The 17,957-nt window shown below is 40.7% G+C and carries 15 protein-coding genes; all 15 read right to left on the reverse strand.

Translation table 11 applies throughout. The features are described 5' to 3' along the window. Positions 1 to 15: 15 nt before the first annotated feature. The 15 genes from asnB to I8748_RS02505 all read right to left on the reverse strand — a co-directional run bounded on the left by asnB (position 16) and on the right by I8748_RS02505 (position 17,722). A complete protein-coding gene (asnB, locus tag I8748_RS02435) occupies positions 16 to 1,998 on the reverse strand; it encodes an asparagine synthase (glutamine-hydrolyzing) (protein WP_198123077.1) in 1,983 nt (660 codons plus the stop codon). A gap of 19 nt (positions 1,999 to 2,017) precedes the next feature. Continuing rightward, entirely contained in the window at positions 2,018 to 2,965 is a 948-nt protein-coding gene (locus tag I8748_RS02440) for a glycosyltransferase family 2 protein (RefSeq protein ID WP_198123078.1), read from the reverse strand. 92 nt (positions 2,966 to 3,057) lie between these two features. After that, entirely contained in the window at positions 3,058 to 4,686 is a 1,629-nt protein-coding gene (locus tag I8748_RS02445) for a glycosyltransferase family 4 protein (protein ID WP_198123079.1), read from the reverse strand. Positions 4,687 to 4,730: 44 nt separating this feature from the next. Further along, complete coding sequence (locus I8748_RS02450) at positions 4,731 to 5,933, reverse strand: DegT/DnrJ/EryC1/StrS family aminotransferase (RefSeq protein ID WP_198123080.1); 1,203 nt, start codon at positions 5,931 to 5,933, stop codon at positions 4,731 to 4,733. Beyond that, positions 5,926 to 6,900, reverse strand: a complete 975-nt coding sequence (locus I8748_RS02455) for an SDR family NAD(P)-dependent oxidoreductase (RefSeq protein ID WP_198123081.1) — start codon at positions 6,898 to 6,900, stop codon at positions 5,926 to 5,928. Before I8748_RS02455 ends, I8748_RS02450 begins: the two co-directional genes overlap by 8 nt. Beyond that, a complete protein-coding gene (locus I8748_RS02460; RefSeq protein ID WP_198123082.1) occupies positions 6,890 to 7,870 on the reverse strand; it encodes a methionyl-tRNA formyltransferase in 981 nt (326 codons plus the stop codon). Before I8748_RS02460 ends, I8748_RS02455 begins: the two co-directional genes overlap by 11 nt. 14 nt (positions 7,871 to 7,884) lie before the next feature. Further along, complete coding sequence (locus I8748_RS02465) at positions 7,885 to 8,892, reverse strand: hypothetical protein (RefSeq protein WP_198123083.1); 1,008 nt, start codon at positions 8,890 to 8,892, stop codon at positions 7,885 to 7,887. Beyond that, entirely contained in the window at positions 8,892 to 10,001 is a 1,110-nt protein-coding gene (locus tag I8748_RS02470; protein WP_198123084.1) for a DegT/DnrJ/EryC1/StrS family aminotransferase, read from the reverse strand. The genes I8748_RS02465 and I8748_RS02470 overlap by 1 nt, the downstream gene beginning before the upstream one ends. Continuing rightward, positions 9,998 to 11,035, reverse strand: coding sequence for a Gfo/Idh/MocA family protein (locus I8748_RS02475; RefSeq protein ID WP_198123085.1), 1,038 nt, complete (start codon positions 11,033 to 11,035; stop codon positions 9,998 to 10,000). Before I8748_RS02475 ends, I8748_RS02470 begins: the two co-directional genes overlap by 4 nt. A gap of 422 nt (positions 11,036 to 11,457) precedes the next feature. Then, on the reverse strand, positions 11,458 to 12,081 hold the full coding sequence (locus tag I8748_RS02480) for a hypothetical protein (RefSeq protein ID WP_198123086.1): 624 nt from the start codon (positions 12,079 to 12,081) through the stop codon (positions 11,458 to 11,460). A 247-nt stretch (positions 12,082 to 12,328) separates the two neighbouring features. After that, a complete protein-coding gene (locus tag I8748_RS02485) occupies positions 12,329 to 12,841 on the reverse strand; it encodes an acyltransferase (protein ID WP_198123087.1) in 513 nt (170 codons plus the stop codon). 30 nt (positions 12,842 to 12,871) lie between these two features. Beyond that, the gene (locus I8748_RS02490) at positions 12,872 to 14,158 is read right to left on the reverse strand and encodes an ABC transporter ATP-binding protein (protein WP_198123088.1); all 1,287 of its coding nucleotides are present in this window, start codon (positions 14,156 to 14,158) and stop codon (positions 12,872 to 12,874) included. A 14-nt stretch (positions 14,159 to 14,172) separates the two neighbouring features. After that, positions 14,173 to 15,012, reverse strand: a complete 840-nt coding sequence (locus I8748_RS02495; RefSeq protein ID WP_198123089.1) for an ABC transporter permease — start codon at positions 15,010 to 15,012, stop codon at positions 14,173 to 14,175. 34 nt (positions 15,013 to 15,046) lie between these two features. Further along, positions 15,047 to 15,475 carry a hypothetical protein gene (locus tag I8748_RS02500; RefSeq protein WP_198123090.1) on the reverse strand — a complete coding sequence of 143 codons (429 nt, stop codon included), beginning with the start codon at positions 15,473 to 15,475 and terminating at the stop codon, positions 15,047 to 15,049. Positions 15,476 to 16,372: 897 nt separating this feature from the next. Continuing rightward, positions 16,373 to 17,722, reverse strand: coding sequence for a glycosyltransferase family 4 protein (locus tag I8748_RS02505; RefSeq protein ID WP_198123091.1), 1,350 nt, complete (start codon positions 17,720 to 17,722; stop codon positions 16,373 to 16,375). Positions 17,723 to 17,957 lie beyond the last annotated feature (235 nt).

The raw sequence follows: 17,957 nt of genomic DNA on the forward strand, positions 1-17,957 counted from the left end.
ATATAGTTATTTACGTTAATTTTTGATGACGCTTAAATCAGCATTATTTTGCGTAGGAATATTACCATTAATAAATATATCTATCCATTTTGCTGCATTCAAATATGGCCATACTTTCTCGGCTAAGTGATAATCCCAAGTTCCATCTAACAAATGTTGATTACAAAACTGACGAATTTGTTTACTATTCCACAACTCACAACTAACAAATTCATCGCTATTAATTATTTCCTTCACCCAACTCGTAAATTGTTGTTCTTGAAATAATTTTTGCATTGGTGACGCAAAACCAATTTTATGCTTTCTTAACCGCACTTCTTCTGGGATAATTCCTTTCATGGAAGTGCGTAAGATTCTCTTTGTAAAGCCATCACCCAGCTTGCTTGTCATTGGTAAAGCGAAGCAATATGTTACTAACCGCCAATCTAAAAAAGGCATTCTCACTTCAACTCCATGTGCCATAGAGGCTCGATCAAAAATGCGTAGTAGAGTTGGTAAGACAGTTACATGAAAATCTTGATAGAGAGCTAGAGAAAAATTATCCATTGATAGTGGATCTTTGAATCCTGGAGTCAATCTAGAATTAGTTTGCAACCATCTATTATCATTCGAGCGACTGATCAAGCTTTTCACTTTCTGAGGCAATCTTGTAATTCGATGGGCAAAATTGTACATTTCTGCCAAACCTGGAGTCGCATGGAATATAAGAGTCAATGGGCTGGACTTGGGCCATTGGCTAGTTTGTCCATAAACTCCTTGTAGTATATTCATTAAAGACAATGTTTGTCTGGGATGAAAAAGGCCTGAATTGGCACTAATCGCCGCTGTTATATGCTGAGGATAACCTGCTAGTAATTCGTCTGCTCCATGACCATCCATAGTCACGTATAAACCATGCTGACGCACAGTTTGATAAGTCAGCCAAATTGCAATTGGCAGATTGAAAAATATGTCTTCGCTATTCCACAACACCTGATTTATAGTATCTGCATTTAGAATAGGATCAAGGTAACAATAAGTTGGAATTACTTTGGATTGATTAACTACCAAATCGGCAAAGGCACGCTCATCATTAGGTGAATCAGGAAAAGTTGCGATAAATGCTCGTTGAGCATGTTCTACTTCTTTTGATTCATTCCAGGAATTACGTTTACTAGCAATAGTACTGACGATTGAGCTAGAGTCTAATCCACCACTAAGACAAGAAGTTACAGGTACATCACTACGTGTTCTAATACGGCAAGCATCTTCAAATAAAGAGAGAAATTTTTCAGTTTGTTCATAATAAGTCGGTGGAATTTCTGGCAAATTTTCTAGGGTATCCCACCATCTCTGAATGTCAAATTTCTCTGGCGTGACGATAGCGTAATGTCCAGGAAGTAAACGTTTAACTCTGCTGAATAAGCATCTTTCCTGAGATTCTATATTCCAGCTACTGGCAAGAGCAGCAGCCATAACATCATAATCTACTTTTGCCTGAAAGCCTTTTAAAGATAAAAATGCTTTCATTTCTGAAGCAAAGGAAAATTGTTGATTAGTCTGATAAAAGTAGAACGGTTTAACACCAAAACGGTCTCTACTCAGGAATAAAACTTTTTCTAACCTATCCCAAATTGCAAATGCCCACATGCCGTTAAAGGCCAATTGGCATTCATGCCCCCATTCAACGTAAGCTGCTAAGATAACTTCCGTATCTGTTTGCGTATGAAAGTGATGTCCTAGTTCCTCAAGCTGATTGCGAATTTCTAAAAAATTATAAATCTCGCCGTTATAGGTAATCCAATATCTCCCATCTCCATAAGACATGGGTTGCTTTCCCTTTTCACTGAGGTCTAGTATGGCTAGGCGACGATGCCCCAAGCCTATGGTTTCATCAGGATCAAGGAAAATACCATAGCCATCTGGGCCTCGATGCGTCAGAGAATTAGTAAATTGAAGCAGATCATTTTGATCAATTGGCTGGTTATTTAAATTCCAAATTCCCGCAATACCGCACATAAAAATTTTTCCTATGCTTTTAAGCTCTACCTATAATCTTATTTAAGAGATAGAAACTTGTTAAACCTAATTTAGGGCCAAGGCTATCTACAAAACCTGAAACACCAAATTTCTTATACCAATGAAATTTTTGTAAATTTTTATTGTTTAAAATATTGAAATACTCATTATTGATTTTTATATTTCTTCTTTTAGCAGCATACAGATAAGTAAGAATATGTTCATCAATGGCTTCTTCTCTGGAAAATGTCAACATTTCTCGCTGTTTCAATTCATTTTTGTAGTTTTTCAATATTTCTAACCAATCTGATGGATGCCAATGATCATATTTAACCGTTATTCTCTCTTTACTAAAATGTTGTCTTTTTTTTGTAATAACTTTGTTGACATAACCAATAGAATATCCTTCAGCAAATAAACTAAAAAAATAATCAAATATTTCGTTGACAACTAATTTTTCATTCCAGGTTTGAGGATTTCTTTTTATTATTATTGCTGATTCTACCATTGGCTGTTTAATCAAACTAGCCAGAGGGTCATTGTGATAGAAGAATTTAGAACTAATGTATCTTTCTGGTGTAGAGTCTTCAAAAAAATTAATCCAATCTCCCACAACAGTATCAACTTTCTGTTCTTGGATACCCATAATTAAAGACTCAATCGCATCATTCATGAGTACATCATCAGTATCTAAAAAAAGAAAGTATTCACCTTGACTCTTTTTAACCCCAAGATTTCTTGCAGATGCACTTCCTCCATTCTGTTTAGTATAGTTTTTGATAACTTCAGGATAACAAGCAGCAAAATCTTCAATAATACTGGGAGAGTTATCTGTAGACCCGTCATTGACTACAATAACTTCAATATGTTTATAGGTTTGTTGTAGACAAGACTCTAGAGCTTCTCTAATATATTTTTCAGAATTGTAAGAAGGAATAATTATAGAAACCAATGGTTGCTTATTCATAATTCAATTGCTATTGAAATCGGAAAGGCTAAATTGAGGCGCACCCAGTATGTTAGATAGCATTATCATACTGAGCAATATGGATTATTGTGCTAATGTTGTAAGCGCCTGTAAAGCCATAGGGGTAGCAAGAAGCTAATGTGACCCATCCGACCAAAATCACCTGTTTTCAACTGTTTCAACCATATAGAAAATCTCTTCTTTAATGGCATTAATCTTACACTGTCCAGAATCATTTGCTCTAGGTCGGGATTGTTTTGCCTAAATATGACGGTAGGCAGTAAGAGATCCATTTCAGTCAGAGACATTTGATCTCTGGTAGTCAATACTGCATTTATCCTAGGTAAAGTAGCGGCAAGGGAATATAGATTTTCTAAAGAGCGCTGCCAGTTTTTTCCTATGTGTGTTTCTACAATTTTGCTTCTAGTTGCTTCCCCAAGGGATAGCCGAAAGTTTTCATCTTCAACTAAGTGCGACAGAACTGCTGTGTATTCTTTGAGATTCTGCACACGAATGAGATTGCCAGTTAGACCAGGCATATCAGCACCAAAGATTTCACATGCACTAGAGGTGTAGGGATAGCGAGTCACCAATGGTACACCGTAACTTCCAGCTTCCAGCAAGGATGTATTCGAGATCCAGGGGAAGGAATCAACATAAATATCGGCAGCTTGGTAAAATACTGCGGTATTTTCGGTATGCCCGAATACTCTAATTCTGCCCTGTGTTTGCTCTATAGCGCCTGACCAATCCTCGCTATCACCTGGGCCAATTACCAGTAAAACTGCTTGCTCATGCTGTTTCAGCAATGTAACATGTGCATCAGCAAAACTAATGCCGTCGATTGTTTTATATTTATCTGCTCTAGCAATGGAGAGCAGTACTATGCTGTCTTCAAAAAGACCAAGTTGTCGCTTTGCTTCTGCGCGAGAGAGCTTTCTAGAGATGGGATTGAGAATAATTGGAAGTAGGGCGTTACGCTCTGGCTCAATACCTCTGCGTTCTAGTGATAGGCGCATACCAGACTCGCGCAGATTAGCAACTACATCACTGATCCCGACTCCCATCCAAATGCGCTCGTCTGCATGATTCACAAAGATAACTGGTGGAGATTGCTCCTTATTGGCAAATGCAATAACAGGAATGATGTCTTGGATGGTATGTAGTACAACCATATCCATTGATGCAGCAATTTCACGTAGTCTTTTGGCCCAAGAGACGAAACTACCGACTGTTTCTTCCAAGACGTATACCTTACCGTGACTATTGAGTACGGCATCTCTGAAAAGTTTAGGGGTATCGGTAAGTGATTGCCGAGTCAATACAACAGAGTGTACTCGCTCGTTATCCTGCTGAATCCAACGCCAAAGCAGTCTGGAATGTCCACCTATGCCCCAGACTCCGGTTGTAACATGCAGTACATGTTTGATTTTTCCAGGTAAGGAAGTGCTTTTAGATGAATAATGCTTGCTTCGTATGGCCTTTTGTCCAATCATCAGCAAGACTTGCTCTAGCTCTGGGCTAGCAAAAATACCGCTATGGCGCGTAAATACATATGATGATGCTATTTGTGCGTACACTGCCGCCATATCATACTCGCCGCGTTGTACAAAATCTCTCGCCTGTGCAACAAGGCTGCTAAAAACCTCAAAGTTTTGTGGTACAAGACGACTACCTTCTTCTCGCCAAAGGCTGAGTTGATCGTTAGCAATTTTATCCATATAGTTATTTTGCGAGGTTTTGCCAATTTTTAGCGATTTTCTACTCAAACCTGACAAGCTGTTTTCAATACTTCGATCGCTCTATCTTGTTCTGCTTCGCTCATCTGATGGAACAATGGCAAAATAATGGCATGATCCTGTGCTTGTTCACTTTCAGTTAAGCGATCGCATTTTCCTACTTCACACTTACAAGTTTCCCGACCAGTACCACAAGACCAAGCTTCAATTTGATAAGCACTTTCGCGGTGAGCGCACATAATCCCGCGTCTTGTGGCAATACCAGCATCCAACATCACCTGCATGACTTGCACTTGGTCGCAGTTCTCTGGTAAGCGTACACAGTAACTCTGCCAGTTACTTTTTGCCCAAGCTGGCTCTGTTGGTAGTTTCAATCCTGGCACATCTGCTAGCTGTTCCTGGTAGCGCTGGGCTAAGTAACGCCGACGTTCCACAATCTCCGGTAGACGTTTGAGTTGTTCCCGTCCCACTGCTGCTTGGATGTCGGTCATGCGGTAGTTATAGCCCAACATCGGGTAAGACTCGAAAATTACTTGTTTGGCTCCGTGGCGCACGGTATCGGGAACACTCATCCCGTGTTGTCGCCACAGACGAAACTGTTTATCCCATTCGGGGTTATTGGTGGTCAGCATCCCACCATCACCAGTGCTGATGACTTTGCGGGGGTGAAAGGAAAAGCAGGCTATATCGCCATGTGGCTTGCCAATTTTCTGCCACTGTCCATCCCACATAATCTCGCTGCCGATCGCACAAGCTGCATCTTCAATTACTGGTAGATTATATTGATGTGCAACTGACAAAATGGCTTTGAGGTCGCAAGGCATCCCCATTTGATGAACGACGAGAATGGCGCGGGTGCGATCGCTAATTACATCTTCGATCAACACAGGATTAATATTATATGTTTGTGGTTCAATGTCCACAAACACAGGTGTGGCACCACAGTAGCGGATGCTGTTAGCAGTTGCGATGTAAGAGTGGCTGACGGTAATCACTTCGTCCCCAGGCTGCACACCAACAGCTAACAGTGCTAAATGCAATGCTGTGGTGCAGTTGGAGACAGCACAAGCATACTTTGACCCTACATAAGCTGCAAATTCCTGCTCAAAGGCGGCGACTTCTGGCCCCTGAGTCACCCAGCCGGATATAATAGCACGCTTGGCGGCTTCAGCTTCGGGTTCACCCATCCAGGGTTTGGCGATCGGGATATACTGCATTTTCTCAGACATTGCTTGCTTCCTTTGTCAGCTTTTGTTCGCGCCACCAACTAACCAACCGCCGCAACCCTTCTTCCAAGGACACCTCTGCCTCAAAACCCAGCAATTTCTTGGCTTTACTCACATCGGCAAGTCGCCGTTGCACAGGGTTAATTTTGCGCTCTGGGCCGTATTCTGGTTGTAAATCTGACCCCATCACCTTAGCCAAACTGTAGGCAAGGTCATTCAAACTGGTTTCTACGCTACTAGCAATATTAAACACTTCGTCGGTGACATCGGCTTTGGCAGCCAAGATGTTGGCTCTAGCAATGTCTTCAATATACACAAAGTCCATTGTCTGCTTGCCATCACCGAAAATCAACGGTGGCTTTCCAGCAACGATACGTTCCATCCAGCGAATCAATACCTCAGTGTAAACACCGTAAATATCCATACGTGGCCCGTAGACGTTGAAGTAACGCAAACCTACGTAGTCCAGCCCATACATATCGTAGAAACTACGTAACAAGCCTTCATTAAAAGTCTTGGCTGCACCGTAGATGGTGCGGTTGTTGTATGGGTGGTGTGATTCAGTTGTGGGAAACTCCACCGCCATACCATATATTGAGGCTGATGAAGCAGCGACTACCTTTTTCACACCAGCTTTCACTGCTGCTTCCAAAACATTAAAAGTGCCATCTGCCAAAACTTCTAATGCTAAACGCGGTTCTTCCGCACATTGAGTAATGCGGATTGCTGCCTGATGAAAGACGATATCCACACCTTGCATGACTTCAGCTAGAAGCTTTTGATCTCGAATATCGCCTTCTACAATTACTAAAGGCCCATGCTCTTTTGCCCAAGCCAGGTTTTGCAGTTGTCCGCGTGTGAAGTTATCTAAAACAATAATTTCAGAAACTTCTTCTTTTACCAGCAAGTCGGCAATATGGGAACCAACTAAACCTGCACCACCTGTAATTAATACTCGACTATTTTGCATTTTCTTGGAGTTTTATAATTTGTTCTTCTAGAATTTGGATACGATTTAGTAAATCAGATTTACTTAAACCCAAGGTACTTTTTACAGATTTTATTATATTGGCTGGTGCTGTTTTTTGTTCCCCTGGGAATTGCACTTCCCAAATTCGGAGTATGCCATCACCTGTCAGCACATCGACAAATCCTTCTGCTTTGGATCTGCCAATGACTCGACCGGGGATGCGCCCTACATATAAGGGGGGATTATCCACAGGCTTAGCTTGCCACACCAGCAACTTTTTCCCTTGAAAGTAAGTGTAAGCGCCAGGAAAAGGAGACACCAATGCCCGAATCAAGCAATCTATAGCTATAGTGCTAGCTGACCAATTAATTTCACCGTCTTCAGGAAGGCGAGTACAACAATAAGTAGCTTCAGTATGATTTTGTGGTATCCCTTCATAACCATTCAAGGTTTTGATAACTGTGTCTTGTAAGTTTTCCTCCTGAATTTGATTTAACTTGTTATAAATATCGGCTACATTATCATTCAAACCAATGGGTATTAGCTGTTGAAATAAAATATTTCCCTCATCCAAACCAGGCGATATTTTATGAATAGTGATCGCTGCACAAGGTTCATCATTAATAATTGCCCAATTGACATTGGCTCGACCGCGATAATAAGGTAAAGGCGAGTAATGAACATTGATAAATGTAGACAGTTCAATCAGTTCCGGTGGCAGTATTTGGTTATAGGAAGAAACCACCACACAATCTGGTTGAAATTGTAATATGAGGGATTTAATTTGTTTTTGAGAGGTATCTGAAAATATGGGGATACCCGCTTGTTCAGCTAGGCTGACAACGGGATCATCTGCATATGATTCAGCATCTATATTTCTGACTACCCCTTGCACGTTGCACTTTGCTAGCAAAGATTTGAGCGCGCTGAAGGTAGTCGTACCGATACCGATTAAAAGTACATTAACCATTCACCACCTAACATTCACAGCAGTTGCACAAATTCCATACCTGAATTATTGGACTGTAAAGATTGTCGCCAAATCACTTCTGCGGCTTTCAGCCCTCCTGTTTGCAGTCTGATAATTGGTTCAGGGCCTACTGCTGAGGGCAGAATACCCATATGTCCTGGTTTCGGCTCTACTTCTGGGCATAGTGGTATGTTATGGGATGCAAAGGCTGAGCGCTCTATGTCTCCCCAGTACTGAGCTACCAATGCGCCTGGCCAATACTTGGCGATCGCAGCGGCATCTGTAGCAGATAATACTGGTTCTGGGCGCGGTTGCAAAGCCACCAACAGGGCATCATAGGTTTTATCAATGGGCGCTGCGGCGATACTGTCAACAGTATCTACATTAGCACCAGCATTGACTAAACCACGCTCAATAAATGCACTAAAAGGGTTATCACACAGCAATAAAATATTGCTTGTATAAACAGAAACGCCTGCATCTAGTAACAGCTTGGTCGCCATGATTCCCAAAAAGGAAAATACATCCACACCAGGATGGCGTTCATTGACACCTGCGACTTTGATATCCCGTTGACGACAAGCTATGAGATCCACATCCTCTGGTCTAAACTCCCATGCTTCGTACATTAAGCCAATGACTGCTGTAGGTTTCATCTGAGCAATCATTTCTGCATTAATGGGACGGACATGTCCACTATTAGTAACAATATCAGCTTGGGCGATAATATCTGGGGTTTTCTCAGTGATAAATTCCAGGCGATCGCTTACTCCTGCTATTTCGGCTAGTTCTAGTGTTTGGGCTTTGACTTCTTCTAAGGTGCCATAACGACTACTGCGAGCGATGGCAAACACCTTTTTTGCACCAGCGATCGCTGCGATTACGGGCGTGACTGCATAGGCTCCTGTGGCTGCTTCTGTCAGTACAGTCAAGTTATCGAGTTGCAGTTCGCAGCGTTCAATGGCCTGCTGTATTAGCCTGACGAGGCGTTGGGAGTTTAAACCAGGACGGGCATCGTACATTAAACAGTCACTCCCTGAACAAGGCTTTGCAGAGTTTCAGCAACAGTCTTAATCTGTGCGGCTGAGAGTTCGGCATACATGGGTAGTGAAAGAACTTCACTGGCGGCTTTTTCTGCGTGGGGGAAGTCTCCAGCCTGATATCCCAAGTCTTGGTAAGCTTCTAGCAAGTGTACAGGAATCGGATAATGAATACCTGTTTGGATGCCGTGTTCATTGAGCTTTTGCTGCAATTGATCCCGTTGGGGCGATCGCACCACATATACATGGTAAACGTGGCGGCTATAAGGCATGAGTGTGGGAGTTACCAACCCAGAATTAGCCAGTAGCTGATCATACTGCTTGGCATTTGCTATGCGTCCCTCTGTCCATGCCTCTAAATAGCGCAGTTTCACTCGCAAGATTGCTCCCTGTATACCATCCATGCGATAGTTGTAGCCTTTTAAAACATGGTGATACTTGCGTTCTTGTCCCCAGTCGCGCAGCATCCGCATGGTACGGGTATATTCAGGATTGTTGGTAACTATCATCCCTCCTTCACCATAGGCCCCTAAGTTTTTACCTGGGTAAAAACTAAAACAGCCAATATCGCCGATACTACCTACACGCTGTCCTTTGTACTCAGCACCGTGAGCTTGTGCTGCATCTTCGATTACAGTCAATCCATAACGACGAGCAATTTCTATAATTGGCTCCATATTCGCTGGTTGACCGTACAAATGCACAGGCAAAATCGCTTTTGTCTTTTCGGTTATGGCTTTTTCAATTTGGGTTACATCTATGGTGTATGAAACAGGGTCAATATCTACGAAGACGGGCGTAGCACCTGTATAACAGATGGCTGCTACAGTAGCGACAAAGGTGAAAGGTACTGTAATCACTTCATCACCAGCACCAATGCCAGCTGCTAGTAATGCTAAGTGCAGGGCGCTTGTCCCTGTATTCACAGCAATGCCATAATCAGCATCACAGTATTGGGCAAACTCTTCCTCTAAGGCTGTAACCTCACTGCCCAAGATGAATTGGGTACTCTCCAGTACTTTCAGTACAGCAGTATCAATTTCGTCTTTAATATTCAGGTATTGAGTTTTTAGGTCTAAAAATGGAATCATACTGCTACCTCTGCTAAATTTAGTTCAACTAATTGACCACGCTGCCTCATCGACTCGGTAGCAGCCTCAAGTATTCTTACTATCCGCAGTCCCGCTTCTCCGTCGGTAATTGGACGAGAGCCTTGTTCAATGCAATTAATGAAATGCAATCCTTCTGTCCGTAATGCTTCCGTCATATCCAATTGAGGAGACCACATATCGCCTGTGCGGTAGCCAATCAGCATCTGATACACGCTTTCCGAATTACCATTGACGGTGATTCCTTTGTCGTAAATCTTGACTTTTTCGCTAGGTTCCAAGTCATCGTAAACAATCATCTTTTGACTACCGCCAATCAATGTGCGGCGTACTTTCACTGGTGCTAACCAGTTGACATGGATGTGAGCAATCAAGTTGCTTTCAAAAAATAACGTTAAGTAGGCAATGTTTTCTGGTTCTCCCGGAACGTGGCTGATACCTGTAGCTGAGACAGCATAAGGTTGGGATGGCAATAGGTAGTTCATGATTGAGAGGTCATGAACTGCTAAGTCCCAGATGACATTGACATCATGCTGAAATAACCCCAAGTTGACACGTACAGAATCGTAGTAGTAAATATCTCCTAGCCTCTTGCTGGTGATCAACTCGTGCATTTTGCGTACAGCGCCTGTGTAGACAAAGGTGTGATCCACCATTAGCACTAGATTGCGTTTTTCTGCCTCTTCAATCAGGCGCTTTGCCTGTTCAGAGGAGGTTGTCATTGGTTTTTCTACTAGTACATGCTTACCAGCCTGCAATGCTGCCAAAGCCAAGTCGAAGTGAGTTGAAACTGGTGTGGCAATCACCACAGCATCAATTTTGGGGTCTTTAAATATGTCTCGACTGTCTGTGGTCACTTGAATGGTGGGATAACGAGCCTGTGCTTTTGCCAAAAGTTCTGGTTTAAAATCACTGACTTTTGTCACTTGGGCAGTTGGAATTTCTGCAAAATTCCGTACCAAGTTAGGGCCCCAGTAACCATAGCCAATTACACCGATATTAATCATGTTTCCCATTGCTTGTAATTAATCTGAATTTATTTTCAACGAACTACTAAACACTACATTGATTGATTGCAATTGGCTGTGATTTAGTAGAAAAAAGTTGCTATTCTAAGAGCAATTATCTTGACTTTCGCAACTATATAATGATACCCCTACCAACATTCCCGCATTAGTATTAGGGAACTGTTGGAAGGAGTATCAAGCGCTAGATATTTAAAGGAATAGTCAGATGGTGCTTTGTTTAACCTGTGTAGAGAAAATTAAATTTTTCCTACATATGGAAGACAAAGATGGCAAAATGTAGAATCTAAAATTTCAAAAGTGCTTGTATGAGGACTATACAAAAGTTTGTCAACAGTTTTATTTACGAACTAAACTTTTGTACTTTTAGTGCATTTTATTAATACAATAAACACACTTACTGAAATTATATCCTACTTATATTTTAATGCTCTTGTTTGAAAATGCTTTATTCCTAATAGGAATGCCACTACTATTATTCCTGTTGAACTTGGTTCAGGAACTTTGGATTTACTTGTAAAAACAGCATAATTAGCTTTTTCATAATTTAATAACTCAATGTCTTTACTCTCTCCTCTAAAATCAGACCAATATGTAATATGGTTACCTATTTTATTCCTGATGTAGGTTGAGGAATTGCTAGCAACTACACCCTGATATGGAATTAAAATGTATGAAATACTATTTAATTGTGTGGTAGTTTTTTGTTGATTGTCAAATAGGGCTATGATGCTATCTACAGCTTTTTTCGCTTTCTGGGGATTGTTCCAAAATGTTGGTGAATTAAAATTGGGGCTGTTAACATAACCAAACAAGTTAACAAAAGTATCATACTTGAAGGTAATGTCATAAGTTATGTCATCTATAACTAAGCCATCAATAGCACTAACATTACCTTGACTACTGTATTTAATTTGAGCTGCTTCCGATGGAGTAACATTAACTAAAATGCTAGCGAAGCTAACAACAGAAGCTAGACAATATGCTAGTTTTGAACTAAAAAAATTCTGGTAGGATAAGCCTGATTTGGTAATCATTGTAAAAAGTAGTTCTATGATTTCACTTCTTACAAAATACCAAAAACTTACAGTTTATACCTGCCTATAGAGTGTTACTTACGTAATCATTTGAATAAGAAATCTCAGCAATATATATGCTGAGATTCATAATCAATAGGGGTAAATCTTTATATAGATTAAAATACTGTAAATTGCAGTCTTAAATAACCTTACTTTCTGGATTTATACTAGTACTGATTTATCTCAAGTTTACACATAATTGATATTAGCTCAAAATACTGGCTGTCATTTCTGAGTTTTGGCAGCGATCGCGCACATCACCAATCACCCGAGCTGGTACTCCGGCTACAATTGCATAGTCAGGAACATCACGAGTCACTACTGCCCCAGCCCCAATTATGGCTTTTTCTCCTATAGTTACCCCTGGACAGATAGTAGCGTTGCTACCAATAGATGCACAGCGCTTGACTAGAGTCTTGACTACATACCAATCGTCTTCCGTTTTCAAACTACCATCTTCATTAGTTGCACGCGGATAAAGGTCATTGGTAAACATAACTCCATGACCAATAAATACTTCATCTTCAAGGATGACGCCTTCACAAAGGAAGCTGTGTGATGAAATTTTACATCGACTACCTACAATGACATTTTTCTGAAGCTCGACAAAAGTACCAATTTTTGTGTCATCACCAATTACACAACCATAGAGGTTCACTAAATGAGGATGAAAAATTTTTACGTTGTTACCCAACTTAACGTCATCATTTACTGCCATTACTGATCTGCCTATTTAACTAAAGCTAAATTAATATTTTTCAACATTTTTCCAAACAGCATCTTCTAAGTAAGTACACTCATCAGCTTGCCATTCATACTCTTGACGCTCGAAATTGTGCATTGTGACCTCGAACGGGCAAATTCCCGTGAGGTTTTCTAGCAGAGTACTGCTACGGCGCTCAGAAAACCATGTTGTTAAGGTGTACGAACCCATGTAAAGCCTAAATTTTGGAATTTCACATCGCAGAATAAAAGTTCCTGGTTCTTGGCGAAACGGTGCTTCCGGCTCGTAAAACCAGAAAATACACATAGCTTGTCGAAGCTCGTTCACTACCTGAAAAGAGAACCACAGACTTTCATGGGGTTTAGTTACATGTAGGGCAAACTCGAAAGTAATGGGTTGTCCCCAAGAGTGAATCCCTTCTCCTTCAGAGGAATGTACTTTTGCCCAAGCTACATAGTTACCAGTTTTATTCAAAGGAGCTTGATAGTAAGCGGGTTGCTCATTAGCAGCTTTTTGCCCAGTAATATATAGTTGCACAGCTTTTGCTGTATCACCATCAAACTCAATGTTACCCTTGGAAAGCAGTATGCAACGCTTGGTCAGTTGTGCAATAGCTTGCATACTGTGACTGACGAACAAGACTGTCCGTCCTTCTTTGGCGGATACATCCCCCATTTTTCCCAAGCATTTCTTTTGAAATGCTGAATCGCCCACTGCTAAAACTTCATCCACAATTAAAATTTCTGGCTCTAAATGAGCTGCCACAGCAAAAGCAAGGCGCACATACATCCCAGAAGAGTAACGCTTGACCGGAGTATCTAAAAATTTCTCGACTTCGGCAAAGGCAACAATTTCATCAAACTTTTTCTTAATTTCTACTCTACTCATACCCAGAACAGAACCGTTAAGATATATATTCTCTCGTCCGGTTAGTTCTGGATGAAATCCTGTGCCTACTTCTAGTAAGCTTGCCACCCGACCTTTAATAACAACTTGTCCTTTTGTCGGTTCAGTAATTCGACTTAAAATTTTTAATAGTGTCGATTTTCCGGCGCCATTACGTCCAATAATACCAATGGCTTCGCCTTGATTAATCTCAAAAGAAACATCATTTAATGCCCAAAATTCTTCACGGGATAGATTGGGCATTTTTTGCTCAGAAGGCTGAAGGAATTTCTTACCTATAGACTTGACTCCATGAGCAATCACATCTCGCAGAGCTTTATAGCGATAACTAGTGGAACTACCCTGCTGGTGAGAAATGATATATTTTTTAGCGAGATTCTCTACTCGAATTACATTATTAGACATCTATCTAGTCCAGTCTAAATTATGTCAGCAAAAGTCCGTTCCGTTTTACGGAAATACCAGATACCACTTACCAGTAGAAGTATCACCAAGACCAAAGATATTGCGAATCCCGGCCAGTAAATTGTTGCATCGCCACCTAGAATAGCCCAGCGAAAGCCATCAATTACACCTACCATTGGGTTCACAGAATAAAGCAAACGCCACTGCTCTGGCACAACACTGCTACTAAAGCCTACTGGTGATATGTACAATCCAAACTGGACAATAAATGGTACAATATAACGAAAGTCTCGGTATTCCACATTTAACGCTGCCAACCACAGTCCAACTCCCATTGAAGCAGCAAAAGCAATGCCAATAAACAACGGTAGTGTCAGTATTCGCCAATCGGGAACAAAGTTGTACCAAGCCATCAATCCCAGCAAAATTATGCCAGAAACCATGAAATCTACAAAACTGACAATTACTGCACTGATCGGTACAATTAGACGCGGGAAGTAGACTTTAGAGATCAAATTGGCATTACTAATTAGACTATTACTGCACTCACTGAGGGCACCAGAAAAAAACTGCCAGGGGAGCATAGCAGCAAATACGAGAATTGGATAAGGCACTGGTGAAGGTAATTTTGCTAATTTTCCAAACACTACGGTGAAAACTACCATCGTCAAAAATGGTCGGATCAGTGCCCAAGCTATGCCAATCGCTGTTTGCTTGTAACGCACCAGAATGTCACGCCAAGCAAGAAAATAGAACAGCTCCCGATAGCGCCACAGGTCTTGCCAATACTGGCGCTCACTACGTCCAGCTTCAATTACTAACGTCTGCTCAGATGGCATACCTTGACTACTCATACTACAACTAGTTGAAGACTATTATGCTTAACGCTTAAACTACAAACTGGAAATCTTTCATGCCCTGAAAGCCAACGAGCTTTGCATGTCTGCGAGTAAACTCACCCACAGAAGGGTTGCCTTGAGGATCGATCACCCCTGTTACCTGTTGCCAAAGCTGTTGTGGTGCTAACGACAGTTCATAGGTGCGTCCATCAGACTTACGGACGTGATACCAATTCTTTTGCTGACAGTGTTCACACCAAAAAGCTTCTAACCACTCACCATCGATAGGAACTGCGGTTTTGTTTGCTACTAGAATTAATGCATTCCGCCGACTCATACCCCGTTGTTGCAACTGACCTGGTTGATCGGCAAATATCTGATATTTTTGACTAACGCTATTTAAATAGCAGCCATGAACTGGGCAGTAAATAGCCCGTCGTTTTGAACGTTTCCGATTGCGGTCACACCTTCTCTGCAATTCGACCTCCCATATAAATAAACAGCAAAAAACAAGGAAGGTTACGTTGGAGGGACTGAGATCAATTTGACCATCAAAGCCCAACTCCCAAAATTTAGAGATGATTATTAAATTAGATTAATAAAATTCCTAACTCTGTTTACCTAGTTTTTCTCTTAATAGAAACTAGTAAAAACAGAGGCAACTTTTTTGGTGCTTCCACACAAGTTTTTTGGTTAAAGAATCAGGTATGTATCACAAAATTATTTGGTTATATCATATTATTTGAATCCTCAACTAAGTGGCGATATCTAAAATCTTACGGATAAGTAAATCATAACATAGTTTGACATTGTATTGTTTTTTCAAGTAAATTTCACATAATATTTAAACTCAAACGTTTAAGTACAAGTTGGATAAGCCTTCATCTAGACTTATCAAACACATTTATAAAAAAACAAATATCTTGATGATAATTACTGCAATTACATAGGACTTATGCTAAGTAAATTTATTTTAATTAAATACTGCTATAAAGTTTTATTTAATTTGCTTTAGCATTTGTACCCAAGCAAAGCAAAAACTTTATTTTCAAATACAAAAAAATTTTACTTAAAAAGGTGGTAACTAAATTGTAAAGAATTCCAGTATAGAGAAAGTATTACCAAACTCAAAAATAGCAATTTTAAATTCTATTAATACTGGTAAATACTTTCTCTGGATTTGACATGAATACCTCCTGAATGATTTGGAAAAATTGTCAGCAAATTGATTGTAAATTGTTGTCTTTGCGAAATCAGCCAATAGGTGCAGTTCTCACGGTGTTGAGTTGATTTCCATTAGAACTTAGCTTGCAAGACTGGTTATGCTGTTGGCATTTGCTAAGGTTTTATGACTTCAAAGCTAAATTCACAAAAATTATTTTGTCTGGCTTTGAGACATAGTTATTACCTCATCAGGCAATATTGCCTGCTGTAAGACATCAAGGTATTGTTGAGAAATAACCTTAGGTGTGAAATGCGATCGCAAGTACTGACGGCCTGCTTTACCCATTCGTTCCCCAAGCTGGGGATCACGACTGAGTAAACGAATAAATTGAGCTAGACTATGACTGTCTCCATTATCAAATGTGCCACCACAGTCAGCTTCGGCAATTAGTTGTCTTAAGTATGAATACGGTGAACAAATCACTGCCACTGGTCGCCCAGATGCCAAAGCTGAGTAAAGCTTACTAGGAACAACCAAACCTTCGGTAGATTCATCGACACTCACTAGTGATAAATCGCAAGCTGTCAGGGAATAGGGTAGTACCTGCTTATCTTGATATGGTAAAAATGTGAAATTATTCAGCCCTAATCGATTTACTTCCTTAATTAACTCATCGCGTTTGGCTCCACCGCCAATACATACAAAGTGAATTGGCTCGTCTTGCAGTTCTTTGGCAGCTTCTAGCATGGTGTCAATGTCATGACAGCGGCCCATATTGCCAGAATAGAGAACAGTGAATGTGTTAACTAGGTTATGCTTCCAAGCAAACCAGTTCTCTTGCTTGGTAATTGGCACAATCAAATCAGGGTTAGCCCAACTGTGAATTACAGAAATCTTATCGGCTATTTGTGGACAATTGGCGAGTACTCGCTGTTTCATCGCTGGACTGAGAACTATAATTCCCTTGGCGTTGAGCCAAACTTGTCTATTGATAGCACGCCACAATCGCACCAACCAGCTATCCTTTGAAACTACTCCCAGCGCGATCGCAATATCGGGATAGAGGTCATACAGTATGCAAACATAAGGTAACCGGAACAAGGTATAAGCCAAGTATCCGATAATTGGTAAAAACGGGGGAGCAGTAGTCAGCAATAATACATTTCGGCGACGCCAAGCTCTAAATAGATAGAGTACAGCACGCAAAGTGTATAGAACACCATTGATAGCTTTACCGCGAATCCTTCCTGGCCAAAGTTGGGCAGTACGCGATCGCTGAATTCGGATTCTCTCCGTACGTTCAACAGCTGGAGCCGTATGAGATTGAAATGCATATCCAGGCTGACTGGTAAACACCTCAACATCCACCCCTTGCTGTCCTAACTGTTTCACAAGTTCCTCAATCAACTGTCCTGTAGCTGCATAGTCTGGAGGAAAAAACTGAGTGACTACTGACAATTTAATTGACTGTTGAGTTTTTACAGAATGCTCATTCTTAATTTCTGACCGAGTAGAAATGGATTGCAACAATTTGTGATTAATCCATTGATTAAGTCTCATCGCCTCTATCCTGCTTTCAACTTATAAATTTTATTGAAAATACTACTGAACTGCTTAAACCATTAATTTCCATGACAAACTTACCTGGTATTGAAAACAATTTTCAGTTTGCTCCAGGTATAATTTATTATTCACCTGCTATACAACTATCTTGACAGAGATTGTATATACGTACACTAGCCTTGCTGGCAACTAGCTGACTAATACTAGCTATCCACTTATTCGCTTTATATAG

Source organism: Amazonocrinis nigriterrae CENA67 (genome assembly GCF_016056305.1).
GTDB lineage: Bacteria > Cyanobacteriota > Cyanobacteriia > Cyanobacteriales > Nostocaceae > Amazonocrinis > Amazonocrinis nigriterrae.

Coding starts and splice junctions, on each gene's coding strand:
- I8748_RS02480 (WP_198123086.1), bottom strand. CDS start 12,081: ATGATTACCAAATCAGGCTTATCCTACCAGAATTTTTTTAGTTCAAAA.
- I8748_RS02495 (WP_198123089.1), bottom strand. CDS start 15,012: ATGAGTAGTCAAGGTATGCCATCTGAGCAGACGTTAGTAATTGAAGCT.
- asnB (WP_198123077.1), bottom strand. CDS start 1,998: ATGTGCGGTATTGCGGGAATTTGGAATTTAAATAACCAGCCAATTGAT.
- I8748_RS02440 (WP_198123078.1), bottom strand. CDS start 2,965: ATGAATAAGCAACCATTGGTTTCTATAATTATTCCTTCTTACAATTCT.
- I8748_RS02470 (WP_198123084.1), bottom strand. CDS start 10,001: ATGATTCCATTTTTAGACCTAAAAACTCAATACCTGAATATTAAAGAC.
- I8748_RS02490 (WP_198123088.1), bottom strand. CDS start 14,158: ATGTCTAATAATGTAATTCGAGTAGAGAATCTCGCTAAAAAATATATC.
- I8748_RS02445 (WP_198123079.1), bottom strand. CDS start 4,686: ATGGATAAAATTGCTAACGATCAACTCAGCCTTTGGCGAGAAGAAGGT.
- I8748_RS02505 (WP_198123091.1), bottom strand. CDS start 17,722: ATGAGACTTAATCAATGGATTAATCACAAATTGTTGCAATCCATTTCT.
- I8748_RS02460 (WP_198123082.1), bottom strand. CDS start 7,870: ATGGTTAATGTACTTTTAATCGGTATCGGTACGACTACCTTCAGCGCG.
- I8748_RS02465 (WP_198123083.1), bottom strand. CDS start 8,892: ATGTACGATGCCCGTCCTGGTTTAAACTCCCAACGCCTCGTCAGGCTA.
- I8748_RS02475 (WP_198123085.1), bottom strand. CDS start 11,035: ATGGGAAACATGATTAATATCGGTGTAATTGGCTATGGTTACTGGGGC.
- I8748_RS02455 (WP_198123081.1), bottom strand. CDS start 6,900: ATGCAAAATAGTCGAGTATTAATTACAGGTGGTGCAGGTTTAGTTGGT.
- I8748_RS02450 (WP_198123080.1), bottom strand. CDS start 5,933: ATGTCTGAGAAAATGCAGTATATCCCGATCGCCAAACCCTGGATGGGT.
- I8748_RS02485 (WP_198123087.1), bottom strand. CDS start 12,841: ATGGCAGTAAATGATGACGTTAAGTTGGGTAACAACGTAAAAATTTTT.